The sequence below is a fragment of the Clavibacter sp. A6099 genome (genome assembly GCF_021919125.1).
Lineage (GTDB): Bacteria > Actinomycetota > Actinomycetes > Actinomycetales > Microbacteriaceae > Clavibacter > Clavibacter seminis.
Window position 1 is genome coordinate 1,852,663 of the sequence record NZ_CP083439.1, and the last position, 20,065, is coordinate 1,872,727.

The window sequence follows — 20,065 nt, forward strand, 5'->3', positions numbered from 1 at the left end:
GCGGGCGGCGCCACGGGGACGGAACGCTCCCGACGGGGAGCCCGGGCGAGCGCGGTCACACCGAGGAGTACGCGACGATGCCGCGCCGGATGCTGTCGAGCGCCGTGCGCGCGTTCCGGGAGACGGGTCCGTCGGCCACGACGGACAGCTGGTCCAGGAGGTCGATGGTCTGCTTCGTCCAGCGCACGAAGTCGCCGGCCGCGAGGTCGGCCTCGTCGAGCACGGCGTCGAGGCTGCCGCCGCGCGCCCAGCGGTGCATCGGCGCGCACAGGCCGGTCGAGAGCGGATCCGTCGTCGGCAGTCGGCGCTCGCGCTCCACGTCGTCGAGGCGCGACCAGATCTCCTCCGTGCGCTCGAGCGCCGCGCGGAACGCTCCTCGCGGCAGGTTCCGGTCGTTGCGATCGCCCTCGTCACGGCGCGGCTGGTAGACGAGAGAGGCGGCCATGGCGGCGAGGGCCGCGGGATCGAGGTCCACCCAGACCTGCGTGCGCAGGCACTCCGCGATGAGGAGGTCGCGGTCGCCGTAGATGCGCTTGAGCATCCGGCCGTTGGGCGTCGGCGCGACCTGGCCGTCCGTGGCGCGCTTGAGGTAGCCGAGCGAGAGCAGCAGCTCGGTGACGCGGTCGAAGACCTTCGCGACCGCGTTGGTGCGGGTGCGGATCTGCTGGCCGAGCGCATCCGTCTGCCGCTTGAGGCGCCACCAGCGCTCCGCCCAGCGCGCGTGGGACTCGCGGTCCTTGCAGGCGTGGCAGGGGTGCGCCTTCATCCGGCGACGGAGGTCGGTCAGCTGGCGCTGCCGCTTGTCGCGCTCCCCGTGCTGGCCCGGCTGCTGCATGTCGGCGCGGGCCGCGGTCGCGCGCTCGAGGTCGCTGAGCTCGCGGCGGAGGCCCGAGTACTCGCGGAAGTCGCCGAGGTGGCAGACCATCGCCTTCTCGTACCCCGCGAGCGACTCCTCCTGCGTGCGCACCTTGCGCGCGAGGTCGACGACCGCGCGATCGGCCTGGAACTGCGCGAACGACGACTCGAGCACCTCGCGGGTCCGCTCACGACCGAACTGGTCGATGAGGTTGACGGCCATGTTGTAGGTGGGCCGGAAGCTCGAGTTGAGCGGGTAGGTGCGCCGCGACGCGAGGGAGGCGACGGCCTGGGGATCCAGCCCGTCCTTCCACTGGATGACCGCGTGGCCCTCGACGTCGATGCCGCGTCGGCCCGCGCGTCCCGTGAGCTGCGTGTACTCCCCCGGCGTCAGCGGCACGCGCGCCTCGCCGTTGAACTTCTCGAGCTGCTCGAGCACGACCGTGCGCGCGGGCATGTTGATGCCGAGCGCGAGCGTCTCCGTGGCGAACACGGCCTTCACGAGCTTGCGCTGGAAGAGCTCCTCGACGACCTCCTTGAACGCCGGCAGCATGCCCGCGTGGTGCGCGGCGACCCCGCGCTCCAGGCCCTCGAGCCACTCCCAGTAGCCGAGGACGGCGAGGTCCTCGTCCCGGAGGGTTCGGCAGCGTTCCTCCACGACGGCGCGGATCTCGTCGCGCTCGTGCGCGTGCGTGAGACGGACGCCGGCGCGCAGCACCTGCTTGACGGCCGCGTCGCACCCCGCGCGGCTGAAGATGAAGAAGATGGCGGGCAGGAGGTTCCGCTCCTCGAGGAGGGCGACGACCTCGGGACGGTCCATGCGGCCGCGGTCCCAGGGGCCGGGTGCCCGCTTGCCGGATCCGCCGACCGCCCCCGTCCGGCCCCGGGAGTGACCCTGGCCGCCGCGCACACGGACGGCCTCGCGACCTCCGCCGTGCGTCATGCGGACGAGCTCGGGGTTCACGCGGTGCGTCGCCGCGAGGCCCGACGAGTCGAAGAGGTCGACCATGCGGTGCCGCACGATGACGTGCTGCTCGAGGGGCACAGGTCGCTCCTCGGAGACGATGACGTCCGTCTCGCCGCGGACGGCCTGCAGCCAGTCCCCGAACTCCTCGGCGTTGGACACGGTCGCGCTCAGCGAGATCATCCGGACGGTCTGCGGGAGGTGGATGATGACCTCCTCCCACACGGCGCCGCGGAAGCGGTCGGCCAGGTAGTGCACCTCGTCCATGATCACGAAGGCGAGGTCGCGGAGCAGGTCGGAGTCCGCGTAGAGCATGTTGCGGAGCACCTCGGTCGTCATGACGACGATGCGCGCGCGGCTGTTGACGTTGGTGTCGCCCGTGAGCAGGCCCACCTCGTCCGGCCCGTACTCGGCCACGAGCTCGGCGTACTTCTGGTTGCTGAGCGCCTTCATCGGCGCCGTGTAGAAGATCTTGGCGCTCGGCCGCTGCATCGCGAGGTACACCGCGAACTCGGCCACGATCGTCTTCCCCGCGCCCGTCGGCGCCGCGACGAGGACGCTGCGCCCGTTCTCCAGCGACTCCGCGGCGGCGCGCTGGAAGGGGTCGAGGTCGAAGCGCAGGCCGCTCGCGAACGACTCGAGGAGCGGGAGGCTGCGGCGGGTGCGGGAGGCCGCGTAGCGTTCGGCGGGCGAGAGCTGGTCTGTCACGATGTCGCCATCCTAGGCTCCGGATCCGCGCGCCGGCCGGGGGCGCACGCGACGACGCCCGCCCCTCGCGGGACGGGCGTCGGAGCCGAGCGGATCAGGACAGCAGGTCGTCCGTCATCGCGGCGGCCTTGCGCGCGCGGCGCCGGTCGTTGAGCAGCGCGATGCCCGCGGCGACGAGGTACAGCAGCGTCATCGGGACGGCCAGCAGGAACATCGACATGACGTCGGCGGCCGGGGTCGCGATGGCGCAGAACAGGATGATCAGCAGGATGGCGATGCGCCAGGACCTGATGATCGTCGCGCCGCTGAGGATCCCCATGAAGTTGAACAGCACGAGGAACACCGGCAGCACGAACGCGATGCCCACCGCGAAGACGAGCTTCAGCACGAAGTCGAAGTACTCGCGGGCCGTGATGAACGACGAGTCGCCCGCCCCAGCGAACTGCGTGAGGAGCGCCACGATGTGCGGCAGCACGAACCATCCGGCCGCGCATCCCGCGAGGAAGAGCGGCACGGCGGAGAAGAAGAAGCCGAACGTGTAGCGGCGCTCCGTCTTCGTGAGGCCGGGTACCAGGAACGCGAACACCTGGTAGAGCCACACCGGGCTCGAGATGATGAGGCCCACGTAGAGCGCGATCTGCAGGCGCAGGTCGAACGCCGACGTGATGGTCGGGAAGTTGAGGCTGGCGTTGCGCCCCTGCTCCGCGTTGATGGTCTCGATCGGCTGGCGCAACGCCTCCAGGACGAACGAGGAGAGGAACCAGCCCACGACCATCGCCAGGATGATGGCCACGCCTGCGATGAACAGGCGCTTCTTGAGCTCCAGCAGGTGCTGGACGAGGGACATGCGTCCCTCCGCGTCGCGCTTCTTCTGGCGGGGACGCTCGGTGGTGCTCACGGATCAGGCGCTGGGGCGGGAGTCCCCGCCGTCGCGCGGGGAGTCGTAGCGCGGGGCGTCGTAGCGGGGCTCGTCGACGCGGGCCTCGCCCGGGCGGACGTAGTCGCGAGGGGCGGCGTCGCGGTCATCCGAGCGGTAGCGCTCCTCGTCGCGGCGGCGGTTCTCGTCACGCGTGTCGTCGCGGCGGTCGGATCCGCTCTCCTCCTTCATGGTCTTCACCTCGCCCTTGAAGATGCGCATGGACTGGCCCACGCTCTTGGCGAGGGCGGGCAGCTTCGTGGAACCGAAGAGCAGCACGATGACGACGAGGATGATGACGAGGTGCCATCCGGTCAGGTTTCCGAGCATGTGGTTCACGTTCCTTCAGGTCGGGGGGCCGGACAGTCGTTGTCGGGATCCACGACGAGTCTACCGTCGCGACCCGTCAGGACACCCTGCGCGGCATTGCGGTTCACCCGGATTTCCCTGCGCGGACCACTGGTCCGCGCGGCGTCCTCCCGATGCCGGGTCTTCGGAGCCCGGCACCGTGCCGCTCGGTGCCGCGGCTCAGTCGGCGTCGTCGTATGCGGCCTCGGCCCGCCCGGCCCACTCGGCCACCGCAGCCCGCGCCTCCGGCGGCGAGGTGACGACGACCACGCCGGCCATGCCCGCGACCAAGCGCACGAGGCCCTGGTAGTGGGCGACGCGCACGGTGACGGCGACGCGTCCGGGTCGGCCGGCGACCGGTACGGGCCGCTCGTCGCCCACGAAGTCCCCGAGGAGGGGCAGCGCCGACTCCTGGACCTCGAGCGTGACGCGGAGGTCGTCGGGGCTCGGCTCGAAGAGGGTGTCGCCGAGGACCACGTCCTGCGGCCGGTGCTCGGGCGGGAGGTCGGTGACCACGAGCTCGTCGAGGCGGTCGAGGCGGAACGTGCGGACGGCGCCGCGGGCCAGGTCCCAGCCGCGCAGGTACCAGTCCTCGTCCATCGACTCGAGGCGGAGCGGATCCACCACGCGACGCTCCGTGCCGCCTCGGGGGCTCCGGTAGTCGAACTCGACCCGGCGCTCCTCCGCGATGGCGCGACGGAGGTCGTCACGGGTGCCGTCGCCCGCCCCGGCCGCGACGGCGACCTGGCTGGGGCTCGCCGAGGATCCGCGCGCGAGCTTCGCCATGAGCTGGCCGACCAGGTCGAGGTCGCTGGCGTCCGCCTGGGAGGAGACGTACTGGAGGCCGGCGATGAGCGCGGCCGCCTCCCGGGCCGAGAAGCGCGGCGAGTCGTCGATGGCGACCATGTGCGTGATGACGATCTGGTCGTTGTCCTCGAAGTCGTCCCACGCGATGTCGAACAGGTCGCCGTGCTGGTACGAGGAGGTGGAGCCGGGGACGCCGGACACCGCGATGAGGCGCACGGCCTGCCGGATCTGCTCGGGCGGAACGCGGAAGTGCGCGGCCGCCTGGCTGACGCTGACGCGCCCGTGGTCGGTGAGGTACGGCACGAGGGCGAGCAGGAACGCCAGCTTGTCCTGCGCGTGGAGCGGCGCGGCGCGGTCGGTCATGATGCGTCCTCCCGGTGGGCGGCGACGGTCTCGGCGAGCCGGGCGCGCACGGCGTCGCGCAGCTTCGGCGGCGCGATCACCCGCGCCTCGGGGCCGAAGCCCGCGACCTCGTCGGCGAAGAGGTTGGTGTCGGAGTAGTGCACTCGGAGGCGCCCGTCCCCGAGGTCATCCGTGCCGCGCCGACGGCGCAGGCGGATCTCCGCGTCGGATCCGGGGGCCACAGTGACCTCCCCGACGCCGTTCGCCCATACGCGGTCGAGGTCGGCGAGGGCCCGCTCGGCATGGTCCTCCCCCTCGGGGACGAAGGCGCGGCTCGTCACGCGCACGCGGTCGACGATGCGCGACAGCAGGAACGTGCGCGGTCCGTCGGCGTCCTGGTCGATGCCGTGCAGGTGCCAGCGGCCCTGGTGCTGCACGAGCGCGAGCGGCGCCACCGTGCGGATCCTGGCCGCGCGCTCCCCCGGCTTGAGGTAGCCGAAGGAGACGAGGACGTGCCGCTCGAGCGCGACGCTCAGGGGCGCGAACGCGGCCTCGCGCGTGCGCAGGCGGGGTGCGTAGCCGATGACCGGGTCGTCGGACTCCACGCCGAGCGAGCGCAGCTTGATGAGCGCGCGGCGCGACTCCCCCGAGAGCGAGCCCTCGCGCCACACCATGGCCGCGAGGTTGAGGAGCGTCGTCTCCTCCGGCGTGAACGACAGGTCGGCGGGGAGCTCGTAGGCGCCGCGCGGGATCCGGTAGCGCAGGAGCTGGTTGTTGCCCTCCTGGCCCGGCGCCTCGACGGTCTCGAGCGGCACGCCGAGGTCGCGGATGTCGTCCTTGTCGCGCTCGAACTGGCGCTCCAGGTTGGCGTTGTCGCCGCCGGCGCGGTACCTCTGCCGGTACCCCTGGACGCTCGAGAGGACCTCGTTCTTCGTCAGGCCCTGCTCGGTGGCGAGCAGCGCCAGCACGAGGCTGAACAGGCGCTCCTCGACGGGCACGGTCGGTCGGCGGGATGTCTCGGGCACGCGGTGGTCCTCACGTCGGTGCAGCCCCCGGCCGGTGGCGATGCGTCGTTACTTGGTGGTGCTGGTCCCGAGGATATCCACCACGTAGACGAGCGTGGACCCCGCGGGCACCTTGGCGGAGCCCTGGTCGCCGAACCCGTCGGCCGGCGGGACGACCGCGATGACCTGGTCGCCGACGTGCTTGCCGACGAGGGCCTTCGCGAGGCCCGGCGTCACGACGAGCGAGGAGGCCGCGCCGGTGGAGGGCGCCGCCGTGGTGGCGGTCGCGGGCACCTGGAGGGGGCCGCCGCCGGTCCAGCTGGATCCGAAGACGGCCTGCTTCTCGGCCGACGTGCTCGTGCCCCAGACGACGCCGGTGTACTGGAGCGTGACGGTGTCGCCGTCCCCGACCTCGGCGCCGTCGCCCGCGCGGAGGAGCGCGTCGCGGTACTCGGTGGGCGGCGTGCTCGGCGGGATGGTGATCCCCGGGACGCCGTCGTCCGTCGTGACGACGGACGGGAAGCCGGCCTGGGCGGGCCGCGGCTCGCCCGTGGCCTTCTCCGGGAAGGACGAGGTGATGTCGACGATGAGGACGAGGCCGTCGGTCGCGTCGAGGCCCTGGGACGAGAGGTCCTGCCCGGGGAAGACCGTGGACACGGGGACCGTCACCGCGACACGCGAGCCGACGGGCATGCACGTCATCGCGTCCTCGAGGTACGGCAGCGACTCGTGCAGGGACGCCGGGGTGAACAGCGGCGAACCGGTCGTGCGGGCGTTCGGCGCGATGCGCGCGTACTCCGCGAGGTCCTTGCCGGTCTTGCCGTCGACGATGGAGGCCGCAGCGGTGATGCCCTGGTGCGGCTGCACGGGCGCGCCGTCGCCCTCGACGAGCGTGGACACCTCGACGCCCGTCGGCTTGAGCGGCGTGGGGAACGCGACCGAGGCGGGCGCGCTGCCGACGTCGCCCGTGGCGGTGACCGTGCTCGACGACGTGCCGGGCTGGGCGAGGGGCGTGCAGCCCGCCGCCGCACCGGATCCGGAGCCGGAGGGGCTGCATGCGGCGAGCGTCAGGACGAGTCCTGCGCAGACGGTGAGCGCGGCGGAACGGCGCACGTGACTCCTCTTTCGATGGTGGGGGCGGCCGGCACGCACCCGCGTGATCGGCCCTGTCATCCTAGGCGGTGGGGTCGCCGGGCTCCGGCGCATCGGCCGCGTCGTCCGCATCGTCGGGGACGACCCCGTCGCCCGCCTCTGCCAGGTCCCGGGCGCCCGCGAGCTCCGCGCCGTGCTCCGCGATGCGGACGCGCTTGCGCAGGACCTTGTCGCTCACCCTTCGCTCGCCGAGCGATCCGGGGGTCCAGGCCTCCATGTCCTCGTCGCTGAAGTCGGACTTCGACGCCCGGCGCTTGAGCTGCGGCAGGACGGATCCGGGTGCCAGGCGGCGCGCGGTGATGAGGAAGCCGGTGTGCCCGATCATGCGGTGCTCGGGACGGACGGCGAGGCCCTCCACGTGCCAGCCGCGGATCATGGTCTCGCTCGCGTCGGGGTTCGTGAAGAGCCCGGAGTCGCGGAGCGCCTCCGCCACGCGCGACAGCTGCGTGACGGTGGCCACGTAGCAGAGCAGGACGCCGCCGGGCGTGAGCGCATCGGCGACGGCGTCGACGCACTCCCACGGCGCGAGCATGTCGAGGATCACGCGGTCGACGGAGTGCGGCTCGGTGACGGTCGGCAGCGCATCGGCCAGGTCGCCGAGGGTGATGGACCAGTTCTCCGGGCTGTGGCCGAAGTAGCTGGAGACGTTGCCGCGGGCGACGTCCGCGAACTCCTCGCGGCGCTCGAAGGAGAGGAGCGTGCCGGTCGGCCCGAGGGCGCGCAGCAGCCACATCGAGAGGGCGCCGGATCCGACGCCCGCCTCCACGACGGTGGCGCCGGGGAAGACGTCGGCGAGGCCGAGGATCTGCGCGGCGTCCTTCGGGTAGATGATCGCGGCGCCCCGGGGCATCGACATGACGACGTCGGAGAGCAGCGGCCGGAGGGCGAGGCACTCGATCCCCGCGCTGTTCTTCACGACGCTGCCGTCGGGCAGGCCGATGAGGTCGTCGTGGTCGATCATGCCGCGGTGGGTGTGGAACACCTTGCCGGGCTCGAGCAGGATCGTGTTGAGCCGGCCCTTGGGGCCCGTGAGCTGCACGCGGTCGCCCGCGCGGAACGGTCCGCTGAAGCGGGCGGCGGCGGTGTCGACGGTCACGCGTCCACCTCGTCGCGGATCGGGGCCGCGGCCCGGCGGTCGGCGTGGGCCGCCTCGAGGTCGGCGAGCGTGCGGCCGGCGAGGGTGTCCCAGAGCACGTAGGCGTCGTCGGCCGGCAGCGGCACGTGGTGCGGCACCGCGACGACGGTCGCGCCCGACGCAGTGGCGGAGGCGACGCCGGGAGCGGAGTCCTCGATGGCGACGCAGTCGCGGATGTCCACCCCGAGCAGGTCGGCGGCGGCGAGGTAGGCCTCGGGGTGCGGCTTGCTGCGGGCCACGTCGTCGCCGGCGACGACGTGGTCGAAGGCGTCGAACGGCACGGCGTCGGCGACCTGGCGCGCCATGCGGCCGATGCTCATGGTGACGAGCGCGGTGGGGACGCCGGCCTCGCGGATCTCGCGGAGGAGCTCGCGCGCGCCGGGACGCCACGGCACCTCGACGAGGATCTGCTCCATCACGCGGTCGCTCAGCCGGTCGATGATCTCCGCGGCGGGCAGGTCGACGCCCGCCTCCTGGAGGATGCGAGCCGAGTCGTCCAGCCCGTTGCCGACGAGCCGGAGCCCGTCCTCGTGGGTCCACGTGCCGCCGAAGGAGCCGACCAGCGCCTCCTCCGCCACCATCCAGTAGGGCTCCGTGTCCACGATGGTGCCGTCCATGTCCCAGAGGACGGCCGCGGGTCTGTTGCTGATCACGGGGAGCGAGTCTACCGGCGGGGCGGTGCGTCCTAGGATCGTACGATGACCGCCGGCCGGGCGGCCAGAGGGCGAGACGGAACGGGAGTCACGTGGCGGATGCCGAGAGGTTCGTGAGCGGACGGCTGCTGGTCGTCGCCTTCGAGGGCTGGAACGACGCGGGCGAGGCCGCCAGCGGAGCGGTCCGGGCGCTGAAGGACCTGCTCGACCTCGAGGCGGTGTCGTCGGTGGATCCCGAGGACTACTTCGACTTCCAGTTCAACCGCCCCACCATCGGCTTCGCGGAGGACGGCACGCGCGAGCTCGAGTGGCCGGGCGCCACGCTCTACGGCCCGAAGGACCCGCGGCGACCCGCGCAGGACCTGGCGGCCGACGCGCAGCTCGGCGTGAGCGGCGACAACGGCGGCAGCATCCACCTCCTGCTCGGCGTCGAGCCGTCCCGGCACTGGACGGCGTTCACCGCCGAGGTGCTCGACGCGGCGCGCGCGGCCGGCGTCGAGGGCGTCGTGCTGCTCGGGGCGCTGCTGGCCGACGTGCCGCACACGCGGCCCATCTCCGTCTACTCCACGAGCGAGAACGCGAGCGTGCGGGCGGAGCTCGGCATCGAGCGGAGCACGTACGAGGGGCCCGTCGGGATCCTCAGCATCATCGCGCAGCGCGCCGAGGAGATGGGCATGCCCACCGTCTCCCTCTGGGCCTCCGTGCCGCACTACGTGCACAGCGCGCCGTCGCCCAAGGCCACGCTCGCGCTCATCGACAAGCTCGAGGAGATGGTCGACGTGGTGATCCCGCGCGGCGAGCTCATCCAGGAGGCCGCGACCTGGGAGGCGGGCATCGACCAGCTCGCGGGCGAGGACGAGGACATGGCGTCCTACATCCAGCAGCTCGAGCAGGCCCGCGACACGGTGGACTCCCCCGAGGCGAGCGGCGAGGCCATCGCGCAGGAGTTCGAGAGGTACCTGCGCCGAAGCGACGGGCCGCGCGGACGCGGCGACGACCGGCCCGAGGAGCCGTGGCGGCCCAAGGACCCCAAGGACCCGAAGGACCAGTAGCCCGCGCCTCCGGGTCAGGCCGCCGGGCCCCCGAGACGCACGCCGAGGAGCGCGTCGACCGCGTCCAGCTCGACGGGGGTCGCCGGGATCCCCGTGGCGACGCGGAGGTCGAGCAGCAGGATCGCGCCCGGGGTGTCGAGGTCGTCGGCGAGGCGCTCGCGGACGAGCTGCACGAGCTCGCCCGGCCGCCCCGCGTCGGCGCCGGCGTCCGCCGACGCATCGGCGGCCCACGCGTCCCACGCGGCGAGACGCGCGACGGACTCCGCGAGGAGCGCGTCCGTCCACTCCCAGTCCGCGCGGTAGTGCTGCGCGAGGAGCGCGAGGCGGATGGCGCGCGGATCCACGCCAGCCGCCCGCAGGCGCGACACGAGCACGAGGTTGCCGAGCGACTTGCTCATCTTCTCGCCCTGGTACGCGACCATGCCGCTGTGCGCGTAGACGCACGCGAAGTCCTCGCCCGTGAGGGCTGCCGCGTGGCCGGCCGACATCTCGTGGTGCGGGAATATCAGGTCGGACCCGCCGCCCTGCACGGTGACGGGCCGGTCGAGCTTCCGGAGCGCGATGACGGCGCACTCGATGTGCCAGCCGGGTCGGCCGCGGCCGACCGCGCTGTCCCACGCGGGTTCGCCCGCGCGCTCGGCGCGCCACAGCAGCGGATCCAGCGGGTCGCGCTTGCCGGGCCGCTCGGGGTCGCCGCCGCGCTCGGCGGAGAGGGCGGCCATGGTGTCGCGGTCGTAGCCGCTCTCGTCGCCGAGGGCCCAGGGGCCGTCCGCGCCGGCGCGGGCGACGTCGAAGTAGAGGTCCCGGGCTCCGGCCTCGGCGGCGTCGGGCGTGGCGACCGGGTAGGCCGTGCCGCGCCGGACGAGCTCCGCGACCGCGGCCGCGACCTCGTCGACGACCTCGGTGACGCCCACGTAGGAGTCGGGCGGCAGGATCCGCAGCGCCTCCATGTCGGTGCGGAACAGCTCGACCTGCGATGCGGCGAGGTCACGCCAGTCGACGCCCGTGGCGGTCGCGCGCTCGAGCAGCGGGTCGTCGACGTCGGTGACGTTCTGCACGTAGGCGACGTCGTACCCGCGGTCGAGCCAGACGCGCTGCAGCGTGTCGAAGGCGAGGTAGGTGGACGCGTGGCCGATGTGGGTCGCGTCGTAGGGCGTGATGCCGCAGACGTAGAGGCCCACGCGGCCGTCCCCCGTGCACTCTGCGGGGCGGACGGATCCGGCGCTGGTGTCGAACAGGGTCGGGACGGGGGGCTCCCCCGCGACGGCGGGGACGGCGGGGCGTGGCCAGGCGCGCACGGGATCAGGCCGCGATCGCGCCGGTGCCGAGGAGCACCAGGAGCACGACGCCGAGGGCGACGCGGTAGACCACGAAGGGCATGAACGTGCGGGTGGAGATGTACCGCATGAGGCCCGCGATGACCGCGAGGCCCACGATGAACGCGATGAGCGTCGCGACCGCGGTCTGCCCTGCGCCGGCCTGGCCGGTCTCGTCGAAGCTCTTCACCAGCTCGTACAGGCCGCTGCCGAACACGGCGGGCACGGCGAGGAGGAACGAGTACTCCGCCGCGACAGGTCGGGAGTAGCCGAACGCGCGCGCGGCCGTGGTGGTCGCGCCCGAGCGCGAGACGCCGGGGACGAGGGCGAGCGCCTGGGCGATGCCGATGCTCACGCCGTGCCCGTAGGTCATGTCCTTCTCGAGGCGGTCGCTGCGGCTGTAGCGGTCGGCGAGGCCGAGCAGGATGCCGAAGACGATGAGCACGATCGCGACGATCCAGAGCGAGCGGAACGTGGAGCGGATCGTGTCCTGGAAGAGGTAGCCGGCGATGCCGATGGGGATGGTGCCGATGATGACGAGCCAGCCCATGCGCACGTCCGGGTCGCCCTTCGGCATGCCGCCGCGGAGCGAGCGGGTCCAGGCCGAGAGGACCTTGCCGATGCGCCTGCGGAAGAAGACCACGACCGCGAGCTCGGTGCCGAGCTGCGTGATGGCGGTGAACGTGGCTCCCGGGTCGCCGCCCATGAACAGCCCGGCGATCCGGAGGTGCGCGCTCGAGGAGATGGGCAGGAATTCGGTCAGACCCTGGACGAGGCCCAGGATGATCGCCTCGAGATAGCTCAAGCGTGCGCTCCAAGTGTCGGATGGCCCACCTGGGGCTCGGATCTAGTAGTTCAGGAGGAGGTCGCGGAGGACCTGCCTCCCGAAGACTAGTGCGTCGAGCGGGACCCTCTCGTCGACGCCGTGGAACATCGACGGGAAGTCCATGGACGCCGGCAGCTTGAGCGGCGCGAACCCGTATCCGGTGATCCCGAGCAGGCTGAGGGCCTTGTTGTCCGTGCCCCCGGAGAGCATGTAGGGCAGGACCTCGGCCTCGGGGTCGTGCGCGCCCAGGGTGGCGACCATGGCGTCGACGAGCGGCCCCTCGAAGGGGTTCTCGAGGCCGACGTCCTGGTGCACGATGCGCACCTCGACGCCCTCTCCCGCGAGCTCGCGGACGCGGGCGAGCACCTCGTCCTCCTCGCCGGGCAGGACCCGGATGTCGATGAGCGCCTCGGCCGTGTCGGGGATCACGTTGTGCTTGTAGCCCGCGTGCAGGAGCGTCGGGTTCGTGGTGGTGCGCAGCGTCGCGGCGATGAACTTCGAGGCTGTGCCGGTGGCGATCGCGAGGTCGTCCGGAGTGACCTGCGTCGGGTCGGCCCCGACGATGCGGGCGATCTCGTCGAGGAGCTGCCGCGTCGTGTCGGTGAGGTGGACGGGCCACTCCTCCATCCCGATCCGCGCGACCGCTCCGGCGAGCCGGGTGACGGCGTTGTCGCGGTTGACCTGCGAGCCGTGGCCCGCGGTGCCGGTGGCGACGAGGCGGATCCAGACGAGGGCCTTCTCGCCCGTCTGCAGCAGGTACGCGCGCTTGCCGGCGAGGTCGATGGAGTAGCCGCCGACCTCGCTGATCGCCTCCGTGGCACCCGCGAACCACTCGGGCCGGTTCTCGACGACGTAGGCGGAGCCGAGCACGCCGCCCGCCTCCTCGTCGGAGAAGAAGCCCATGATCAGGTCGCGCTCGGGGGCGCGGCCCGACGTGATGATCTCCTGCAGCGCGGTGATCATCATCGCGTCCATGTTCTTCATGTCGACCGCCCCGCGGCCCCAGAGCATGCCGTCCTTGATGACGCCGCCGAACGGGTCGACCGACCAGTTCGCGGGGTCGGCGGGCACGACGTCGAGGTGGCCGTGGACGACGAGCGCCGGCTTGTCCCGGTTCCGGCCAGGGATGCGCGTGAGGACGCTCGTGCGACCGGGCGCGGCGTCGATGAGCTCGGGCTTCAGCCCGAGGTCCTTCAGGTGCTCCTCGACGTACACCGCGGCCTCCGTCTCCCCCTCCGACCTGCCCTCGCCGTGGTTGGTGGTGTCGAACCGGATGAGGTCGCGAGCGATCCGTGCGGTGGCGTCGAGGTCGTCGGGGAGCGTGTCGGTCATGGGTCCACGCTATCGAGGCCGGACGCGGGCGTCCTGCCGCCGCGTGGTCGGGGAGCCTCCCGGGCCGTGCTAATGTCGTCTCTCGGCAGCCGGAGACGGCGGGCCGCACATCCTGTCCGGATGGCGGAATTGGTAGACGCGCTAGCTTGAGGTGCTAGTGCCCGTATTAGGGCGTGGGGGTTCAAGTCCCCCTTCGGACACACACGAGAGCCGGTCGGATCCACGAGGATGCGACCGGCTCTTCCTCGTTCCGGCCCCGCTCCCCTCTTCTCGCGGCGGGCCCGGCTACAGTCGCACTCGGCCCGCGCGCGGGTCCCCCGACCCGAGAGCGAGATCCGATGACCGTCGTCGACAGCGCCGTGTACGTGCAGGGGGTCCGCACCGCGGATCCCGAGAGCCTCGACGAGACGTTCGAGGTGATGCGGGAGCGCCAGGGCCTCGCGTGGATCGGCCTGTACCGGCCGGACCCGGAGGAGCTGCACCGCGTCGCCGACGAGTTCGGCCTGCACCCGCTCGCCGTCGAGGACGCGCTCAGCGGGCACCAGCGCTCGAAGATGGAGCGCTACGGCGACACCTGGTTCGTGGTGCTCCGCCCCGCGCGCTACCTCGACGCCGACGAGCGCGTCGAGTTCGGGGAGCTCCACGTCTTCGTCGGGCCCGACTTCGTCGTCACGATCCGCCACGCCGAGTCGCCCGACCTCGCCGCCGTCCGGCACCGCCTCGAGGAGGACCGCGAGCTCCTCGCGCTCGGGCCGCGCGCCGTCATGTACGCGATCCTCGACCAGGTCGTCGACGAGTACGGGCCCGTCGCGGCGGGCCTCGAGGACGACGTCGACGAGATCGAGGACCAGATCTTCGGCGCCGACCCCGACGTCTCCCGCCGCATCTACGCGCTGATGCGCGAGATCACCGCGTTCCAGCGGGCGACGGCGCCGCTCGGCTCCATCCTCGACGACCTCCGCCAGCGCGCCGAGGAGCACGAGGTGGACCTCGAGCTCCGTCGCGGCTTCCGCGACGTGCACGACCACGTCATCCGGGTCGCCGAGCGCGCCGACGCCTTCCGCACGCTGCTGCAGAACGCGCTCACCGTGCACACGACGCTCGTCGGCCAGCGCCAGAACGACGAGATGAAGAAGCTCACCGAGACGAGCCTCGCCCAGAACGACCAGGTGAAGCGGATCTCCTCCTGGGCCGCCATCCTGTTCGCGCCCACGCTCGTCGGCACCATCTACGGGATGAACTTCGTCAACATGCCGGAGCTGAAGTGGACCTACGGGTACCCGCTCGCGCTCGGCCTCATGGTCCTGATGGGCGTGATCCTCTACGCCGCATTCCGGAAGCGCGGCTGGATCTGATCCCCGGGCGGGTCGGCCGTCCGGCGCGGCGCTAGGGTGACGGGATGCGCGTCGTCGTCATCGGAGCCACCGGCCACATCGGGACCTTCCTCGTCCCCCCGACTCGTCGAATCCGGGCACGACGTCGTCGCCGTGAGCCGCGGCACGCGCGAGCCGTACCGCGAGTCGCCCCTGTGGGATCGCGTCGAGCGCGTGCGCGTCGACCGCGACGCCGAGGACGCCGCCGGCACCTTCGCCGACCGGATCGCCGCCCTGTCCCCCGAGGTCGTCGTCGACCTGGTCTGCTTCACGCCGGAGTCCGCGCGCCACCTCGTCGAAGGGCTCCGCGGCCGCGTGCGGCACCTCGTGCACATCGGCAGCATCTGGACCCACGGCCTCAGCACCTCCCTGCCGCTGCGGGAGGACGACCCGAAGGAGCCGTTCGGCGAGTACGGCGTGCAGAAGGCGGAGATCGAGCGCTACCTGATCGCCGAGTCGCGGTCGGGTGGCGTGCCGTGCACGGTGGTGCACCCGGGCCACATCAGCGGCGGCGGTTGGCCCGTTATCACGCCCCTGGGCAACCTCGACCCCGCGGTGTGGACAACGCTCGCGACCGGCGGGCCGCTCGCCGTGCCGGGATCGGGCAGCGAGACGATGCACCACGTGCACGCCGACGACGTCGCGCAGGTCGTGCAGCTCGCGATCGCCAACCGGGAGACGAGCGTCGGCGAGAGCTTCCACGCCGTCTCGGACCGCGCGCTCTCGGTGCGCGGCTTCGCCCGGGCGGCGGCCGCATGGTTCGGCCGCGAACCCGAGCTGGAGCACCTCGACTGGGACGGGTTCCGCGCCCGCACCGAGCCGGATCACGCCGACGCCAGCTGGGAGCACCTCAGCCGCAGCCACGTCGCGAGCATCGACAAGGCCCGCGACGTCCTCGGCTATGCGCCGCGGTTCACGAGCGAGGAGGCCGCGCGCGAGGCCGTCGAGTGGATGGTGCGCGCGGGCGACCTGGACGTGCCGCTCCCCCGCTGACCCGGACGCTAGACGAAGCGCGCGTCGAGCACGAGGCGCGTGCGGACCGCCAGCAGGCGCTCCGGATCCATCGCGTGGAGGCCAGGCAGACCCGCGGCGACGTGGTCGGCGAGGAGCGTGCGGGCGACGGCGTAGGCCGGGAGCGCGTGCGGGTCGTCGGCCGCGTGCAGGACGACGGGCGCGGCGCCGAGGACACCGGACGGCAGCGAGAGCACGAGGCCGACCACGGGCACGTCCATCTCGCGGGCGAGCGCACGGGCGCGGGCGTCGAGTCCGCGGAGCGCGGCGTCGCGCGCCGACGGATCCGTGGCGGCGGCCGATCCCGCGGGCACCGACTCGACGGCGACGAGCCCCTGCGGCCCGAGCACGAGGTGGTCGATCGCGTCGCCGGAGCGCGGCACGGCCACGCCGTTCCAGAACGCGTAGGACGGCCCGAGCTCCATCAGCTCGCGCGCGGTCTCCTCCTGGGCGACGGCGGCCCGCAGCGCCTCGGAGGCGGCCGCGGGCACCTCGGCGACGAGGTCGGATGCGTATGCGTCGGCCTCGAAGCGTCGGCGCAGCCCCTCGAGGCGGGCGAGTCGCGCGCTGTAGGCGGCCATGAGGTCGGGGTAGGCGCGGAGGGCCCGCTCGTGCGCGATGGCCTCCTCCTGCAGCCGCTGCGCCGCGCGGCGTCGCGGTTCCTCGGAGCGGTGCCAGGCGCGTCCGATCGGCCCCGCGGCGGCGAGGCCGGCGGCCGCGCCCAGGACGAGACCCACGGCGGCGGCCAGCGCGCCCAGGCCGGAGACGAGCAGGATCAGGGCGAGCAGGACCCCGAGCACGGGCGGTGCGATCGCGCGCGCACGCCGGACGTAGGGCTCGGGCCGGTCGGACAGCGCCGCGCCCCCGCGCGGCGGGACCGGGGCCGCGGGCACGGACGGCTCCGCGGGATCCGCCAGCCACTCGCGCACGAGGGCCAGGTAGCGGAGCCGGGCGAAGCCGCCCGGGTGCCCGAAGCTGCGCGTGCGCGCGGCGGGACGGGCACGCGGCGCGCCGGGACGTCCGCGGCGGGACGCCGGGTCCCACGCCTCGCCGGCCGAGGTGGAGCCCGGGGAGGCGGGGTGCGCGCGGCCGACGGGGTCCTCGGGGGCCGGGGCATCGCGGAGCGTGCGCTCGTAGCGGGCGCGGCTCTCGGGATCTCCCACCGCCTCGAACGCATCGCGGACGGCCTGGAACGCGTCGGCGCTGCCGCCCATGTCGGGGTGGGCGTCGCGCACGCGACGGCGGTAGGCGCGGCGGATCTCGTCCTGCGACGCGGACGGCTCGACGCCGAGCACGGCGTACGCGTCGGCGTCGCGTGACGGGACGGGCATCGGTGGCTCCTCGCGGGAACCGGTCGGGCGGCTCCCAGGATCACGAGCGTATGCGAGCGCGCCTGGACGACCCCCGAGCGCGCGTCCGCCGTGGGCGGTACAGCACGACAGCGCGCGCGCCCGCCCGCGGCGCGCGCGTGATACCACCGGAGGGCGGCCGTTGGCGAACTTCGCGCATCCGGGTCGCCTGCGTAAGGTGAGCCACCGCCGATGCCCCTCCCGGTGACCGACACATCCTGAGGAGACCGACATGTGGGACTTCCTGTCCTCCCGCGCCGACCAGATCGCGTTCTCCGCGTGGCAGCATCTCAGCCTCGTGGTGCAGTGCCTCGTGCTCGCGACCGTGATCGCCGTGGGGATCGCGGCGCTCGTCTACCGAAGCCGACCGCTGAGCTCGCTGGCCAACAGCGTCTCGGCGATCGGGCTGACGCTCCCCGCGTTCGCACTGGTGGGGCTTCTCATCGCGCCGCTCGGGTTCGGCGTCGCGCCGGCCGTCGCGGTCGTCACGTTCTTCGCCGTGCTGCCCATCCTGCGGAACGCGGTGGTCGGGCTCACGGGCATCGACCCCGCGATCGTGGAGTCGGCGCGCGGGATCGGCATGGGCCGCGTCCGCACGCTGCTGCGCGTCGAGCTGCCCCTCGCCTGGCCCGTCATCCTCGGCGGCATCCGCGTGTCCGCCCAGATGGTCATGGGCATCGCCGCCGTGGCCGCCTACGTGCTCGGCCCCGGGCTCGGCGGCTTCATCTTCTCCGGGCTCTCCCGCCTCGGCGGCGCGAACGCGACCGAGTCCGTCCTCACGGGCGTCATCGGCGTCGTCCTGCTCGCCCTCCTGCTCGACCTCGTCCTCGTCGGCATCGGCCGGCTCACCACTCCGAGAGGCATCCGTGTCTGAGACAACCACCACCCCCGAGATCAGCGGCCGCTCGATCCTGCTCGACGGCGTCACCAAGCGGTACCCGGGACAGGCGAAGCCCGCCGTCGACGGCATCACGCTGGAGATCCCCGCCGGCAAGATCGTCATGCTCGTCGGCCCGTCCGGCTGCGGCAAGACCACCACGCTGAAGATGATCAACCGGCTCATCGAGCCCACGGAGGGCCGCGTCGTCCTCGGCGACGAGGACGTCACGGGCATCGACGGCGACGAGCTGCGGCGCCGCATCGGCTACGTGATCCAGGCCGGCGGGCTCTTCCCGCACATGACCGTGGCGGCGAACATCGCCGTGGTGCCCAAGATGCTCGGCTGGGATGCCGCCCGCATCCGCGCCCGCGTCGACGAGCTGCTCGAGCTGGTCTCGCTCGACCCCGAGCAGTACCGCGACCGCTACCCGAAGGAGCTCTCCGGCGGCCAGCAGCAGCGCGTCGGCGTGGCCCGCGCGCTCGCGGCCGACCCGCCCGTGCTGCTCATGGACGAGCCGTTCGGCGCGGTGGACCCGATCACCCGGCAGCGCCTGCAGGACGAGCTGATCCGCATCCAGGCCGAGCTGCAGAAGACGATCGTCATCGTCACGCACGACTTCGACGAGGCCGTGAAGCTCGGCGACTGGATCGTCGTCTTCGCCGAGGGCGCGCGCATCGTGCAGTACGACACCCCCGAGCGGATCCTCGCCGAGCCCGCCGACGCGTTCGTCGAGGAGTTCATCGGCTCGGGCGCGGGCCTCAAGCAGCTGACGCTCCGCCGCGTGGACGAGGTGCCCCTCGCGGACGCCGTCATCGCGCACCCCGGCGACGCCGCGCGCGACGTGCTCGCGCGGATGGACGAGGTCGGCCACCAGCACGCGGTGGTCGTCGACGCCAGGAAGCGCCCGATCCAGTGGCCGTCGCGCCGCCAGCTCGGCCGGATCGACGTCGTCGGCGGAGTCCCCGAGCCGCGGCTGCCGGTGATCGGCAACCGCGCGACCCTCAACGACGCGCTCGACACCATGCTCGTCTCGAGCGCGGGCGCCGCGCTCGTCACCGGGCGCGGCGGGGCCTTCCTCGGCGTGATCGACGTCGAGACGGTCATGGACGCCATCACGAGCGCCCGGGCCTCGGCGGCCGGCGGCGTCGTGGGCGCTCCCGTCGGCACGAACACCGGCACGATCGGCACCGTGGGCGCCGACGCCGCGCGGGCCGAGCAGGCCGCCGGATCGCCCGCCGCCGACTCCCCCGCCGCGCAGGACGGGCTTGCCGGATGAGCGCCGTGACCGATGCCCGCACCGACGCCGTCGGCGGCGCGCAGGGCTGGCGCGGGCTCATCGCGCAGCCCGTCGCGATCGCGGCGGTCCTCGCGGGGTACCTCGTGTGGCTCGCCGTCGCGCCGCTCACCGCGGTCGAGCGCACCACGCTCGCGCCGGGCGCGCTCGGCAAGGCGACCCTGGAGCACCTGGGCCTCACCTTCTCCGCGGCCGTCATCGTGCTGGTCATCGCGGTCCCGCTCGGCGTCCTGCTCACCCGCGGTCGCTTCCGCGGCTACTCCGCGCCCGTCCTCGCGGTCGCGAACTTCGGGCAGGCAGCTCCGGCGATCGGGCTCGTCGTGCTGCTCAGCATGGTGATCACCGGCAGCGGCTTCGCGGCGAGCCTCGTCGCCCTCGTGCTCTACGCGGCACTCCCCGTGCTGCGCAACACCATGATCGGGATCCGCGGCGTCGACGAGCGCCTCGTCGAGGCCGGCCGAGGCATGGGCATGAGTCGCGCGTCCGTGCTGTTCCGCATCGAGCTCCCGCTCGCCGTGCCCGTCATGCTCGCCGGGATCCGCACCGCCCTGGTCCTCCTCGTCGGCACCGCGGCGCTCGCGGCGTTCGTCAACGGCGGCGGGCTCGGGATCCTCATCACCACCGGCGTCAACCTCTACCTCTACCCCGTGCTGATCTCGGGGGCGCTGCTCATCTCGCTGCTCGCGCTCGCCATCGACTGGCTCGGCCGCGTCGTCGAGCACGTCGCCCGCCCGAAGGGACTCTGACC

17 protein-coding genes, 1 tRNA gene and 1 pseudogene are annotated in these 20,065 nt (G+C 73.0%); 7 read left to right on the forward strand and 12 right to left on the reverse strand.

Going from position 1 to position 20,065, the window contains the following annotated elements:
* Positions 1 to 55 precede the first annotated feature (55 nt).
* The 8 genes from KYT88_RS08760 to KYT88_RS08795 form a co-directional block, all read right to left on the reverse strand.
* Entirely contained in the window at positions 56 to 2,527 is a 2,472-nt protein-coding gene (locus KYT88_RS08760; RefSeq protein WP_043586783.1) for a DEAD/DEAH box helicase, read from the reverse strand.
* A gap of 94 nt (positions 2,528 to 2,621) precedes the next feature.
* Entirely contained in the window at positions 2,622 to 3,374 is a 753-nt protein-coding gene (gene tatC, locus KYT88_RS08765; RefSeq protein WP_043587860.1) for a twin-arginine translocase subunit TatC, read from the reverse strand.
* Between the two features lie 54 nt (positions 3,375 to 3,428).
* On the reverse strand, positions 3,429 to 3,773 hold the full coding sequence (tatA, locus tag KYT88_RS08770) for a Sec-independent protein translocase subunit TatA (RefSeq protein ID WP_043586780.1): 345 nt from the start codon (positions 3,771 to 3,773) through the stop codon (positions 3,429 to 3,431).
* A 198-nt stretch (positions 3,774 to 3,971) separates the two neighbouring features.
* On the reverse strand, positions 3,972 to 4,961 hold the full coding sequence (locus KYT88_RS08775) for a helix-turn-helix transcriptional regulator (RefSeq protein WP_043586777.1): 990 nt from the start codon (positions 4,959 to 4,961) through the stop codon (positions 3,972 to 3,974).
* Positions 4,958 to 5,965: a helix-turn-helix transcriptional regulator gene (locus KYT88_RS08780; RefSeq protein WP_043586775.1), complete on the reverse strand. Its 1,008-nt coding sequence runs from the start codon at positions 5,963 to 5,965 to the stop codon at positions 4,958 to 4,960. The genes KYT88_RS08775 and KYT88_RS08780 overlap by 4 nt, the downstream gene beginning before the upstream one ends.
* Positions 5,966 to 6,013: 48 nt before the next feature.
* Positions 6,014 to 7,057, reverse strand: a complete 1,044-nt coding sequence (locus KYT88_RS08785; RefSeq protein WP_043586773.1) for an FKBP-type peptidyl-prolyl cis-trans isomerase — start codon at positions 7,055 to 7,057, stop codon at positions 6,014 to 6,016.
* A 61-nt stretch (positions 7,058 to 7,118) separates the two neighbouring features.
* Entirely contained in the window at positions 7,119 to 8,192 is a 1,074-nt protein-coding gene (locus KYT88_RS08790; protein ID WP_043586771.1) for a tRNA (adenine-N1)-methyltransferase, read from the reverse strand.
* Positions 8,189 to 8,884, reverse strand: a complete 696-nt coding sequence (locus tag KYT88_RS08795; protein WP_043586769.1) for an HAD family hydrolase — start codon at positions 8,882 to 8,884, stop codon at positions 8,189 to 8,191. The genes KYT88_RS08790 and KYT88_RS08795 overlap by 4 nt, the downstream gene beginning before the upstream one ends.
* Before the next feature lie 92 nt (positions 8,885 to 8,976).
* On the opposite strand from KYT88_RS08795, the gene KYT88_RS08800 reads away from it, so the two are divergent.
* Positions 8,977 to 9,936, forward strand: a complete 960-nt coding sequence (locus KYT88_RS08800) for a PAC2 family protein (protein ID WP_043586768.1) — start codon at positions 8,977 to 8,979, stop codon at positions 9,934 to 9,936.
* A gap of 14 nt (positions 9,937 to 9,950) precedes the next feature.
* Here the strand turns inward: KYT88_RS08800 and mshC are convergent, their stop codons facing one another.
* The 3 genes from mshC to KYT88_RS08815 are packed head-to-tail and all read right to left on the reverse strand — an operon-like array spanning position 9,951 to position 13,410.
* A complete protein-coding gene (gene mshC, locus KYT88_RS08805; protein ID WP_043586766.1) occupies positions 9,951 to 11,234 on the reverse strand; it encodes a cysteine--1-D-myo-inosityl 2-amino-2-deoxy-alpha-D-glucopyranoside ligase in 1,284 nt (427 codons plus the stop codon).
* A 4-nt stretch (positions 11,235 to 11,238) separates the two neighbouring features.
* Positions 11,239 to 12,057, reverse strand: coding sequence for an undecaprenyl-diphosphate phosphatase (locus KYT88_RS08810; protein WP_043586764.1), 819 nt, complete (start codon positions 12,055 to 12,057; stop codon positions 11,239 to 11,241).
* 42 nt (positions 12,058 to 12,099) lie between these two features.
* Entirely contained in the window at positions 12,100 to 13,410 is a 1,311-nt protein-coding gene (locus KYT88_RS08815; RefSeq protein WP_043586760.1) for a M20/M25/M40 family metallo-hydrolase, read from the reverse strand.
* Between the two features lie 114 nt (positions 13,411 to 13,524).
* Between KYT88_RS08815 and KYT88_RS08820 the strand changes: the two genes are divergently transcribed.
* The 3 genes and pseudogenes from KYT88_RS08820 to KYT88_RS08830 all read left to right on the forward strand — a co-directional run bounded on the left by KYT88_RS08820 (position 13,525) and on the right by KYT88_RS08830 (position 15,776).
* Positions 13,525 to 13,610: transfer RNA gene (locus KYT88_RS08820), tRNA-Leu, on the forward strand.
* 138 nt (positions 13,611 to 13,748) lie between these two features.
* Positions 13,749 to 14,765 (forward strand): magnesium and cobalt transport protein CorA, encoded by a 1,017-nt coding sequence (locus tag KYT88_RS08825; protein ID WP_043586758.1) that lies wholly within the window; start codon positions 13,749 to 13,751, stop codon positions 14,763 to 14,765.
* Between the two features lie 44 nt (positions 14,766 to 14,809).
* A pseudogene (locus KYT88_RS08830) lies at positions 14,810 to 15,776 on the forward strand (NAD-dependent epimerase/dehydratase family protein).
* An 8-nt stretch (positions 15,777 to 15,784) separates the two neighbouring features.
* Here the strand turns inward: KYT88_RS08830 and KYT88_RS08835 are convergent.
* Positions 15,785 to 17,125 (reverse strand): J domain-containing protein, encoded by a 1,341-nt coding sequence (locus tag KYT88_RS08835; protein WP_043586756.1) that lies wholly within the window; start codon positions 17,123 to 17,125, stop codon positions 15,785 to 15,787.
* A 250-nt stretch (positions 17,126 to 17,375) separates the two neighbouring features.
* On the opposite strand from KYT88_RS08835, the gene KYT88_RS08840 reads away from it, so the two are divergent.
* From KYT88_RS08840 to KYT88_RS08850, 3 genes are read left to right on the forward strand one after another with little or no spacing between them, the layout of a single operon-like run.
* Positions 17,376 to 18,017 carry an ABC transporter permease gene (locus KYT88_RS08840; RefSeq protein ID WP_043586755.1) on the forward strand — a complete coding sequence of 214 codons (642 nt, stop codon included), beginning with the start codon at positions 17,376 to 17,378 and terminating at the stop codon, positions 18,015 to 18,017.
* Positions 18,010 to 19,299 (forward strand): ABC transporter ATP-binding protein, encoded by a 1,290-nt coding sequence (locus KYT88_RS08845; protein WP_043586754.1) that lies wholly within the window; start codon positions 18,010 to 18,012, stop codon positions 19,297 to 19,299. The genes KYT88_RS08840 and KYT88_RS08845 overlap by 8 nt, the downstream gene beginning before the upstream one ends.
* Positions 19,296 to 20,063, forward strand: coding sequence for an ABC transporter permease (locus KYT88_RS08850; RefSeq protein ID WP_043586751.1), 768 nt, complete (start codon positions 19,296 to 19,298; stop codon positions 20,061 to 20,063). Before KYT88_RS08845 ends, KYT88_RS08850 begins: the two co-directional genes overlap by 4 nt.
* Positions 20,064 to 20,065: the final 2 nt, after the last annotated feature.

Coding starts and splice junctions, on each gene's coding strand:
- tatC (WP_043587860.1), bottom strand. CDS start 3,374: ATGTCCCTCGTCCAGCACCTGCTGGAGCTCAAGAAGCGCCTGTTCATC.
- tatA (WP_043586780.1), bottom strand. CDS start 3,773: ATGCTCGGAAACCTGACCGGATGGCACCTCGTCATCATCCTCGTCGTC.
- KYT88_RS08775 (WP_043586777.1), bottom strand. CDS start 4,961: ATGACCGACCGCGCCGCGCCGCTCCACGCGCAGGACAAGCTGGCGTTC.
- KYT88_RS08815 (WP_043586760.1), bottom strand. CDS start 13,410: ATGACCGACACGCTCCCCGACGACCTCGACGCCACCGCACGGATCGCT.
- KYT88_RS08825 (WP_043586758.1), top strand. CDS start 13,749: ATGACCGTCGTCGACAGCGCCGTGTACGTGCAGGGGGTCCGCACCGCG.
- KYT88_RS08835 (WP_043586756.1), bottom strand. CDS start 17,125: ATGCCCGTCCCGTCACGCGACGCCGACGCGTACGCCGTGCTCGGCGTC.
- KYT88_RS08840 (WP_043586755.1), top strand. CDS start 17,376: ATGTGGGACTTCCTGTCCTCCCGCGCCGACCAGATCGCGTTCTCCGCG.
- KYT88_RS08850 (WP_043586751.1), top strand. CDS start 19,296: ATGAGCGCCGTGACCGATGCCCGCACCGACGCCGTCGGCGGCGCGCAG.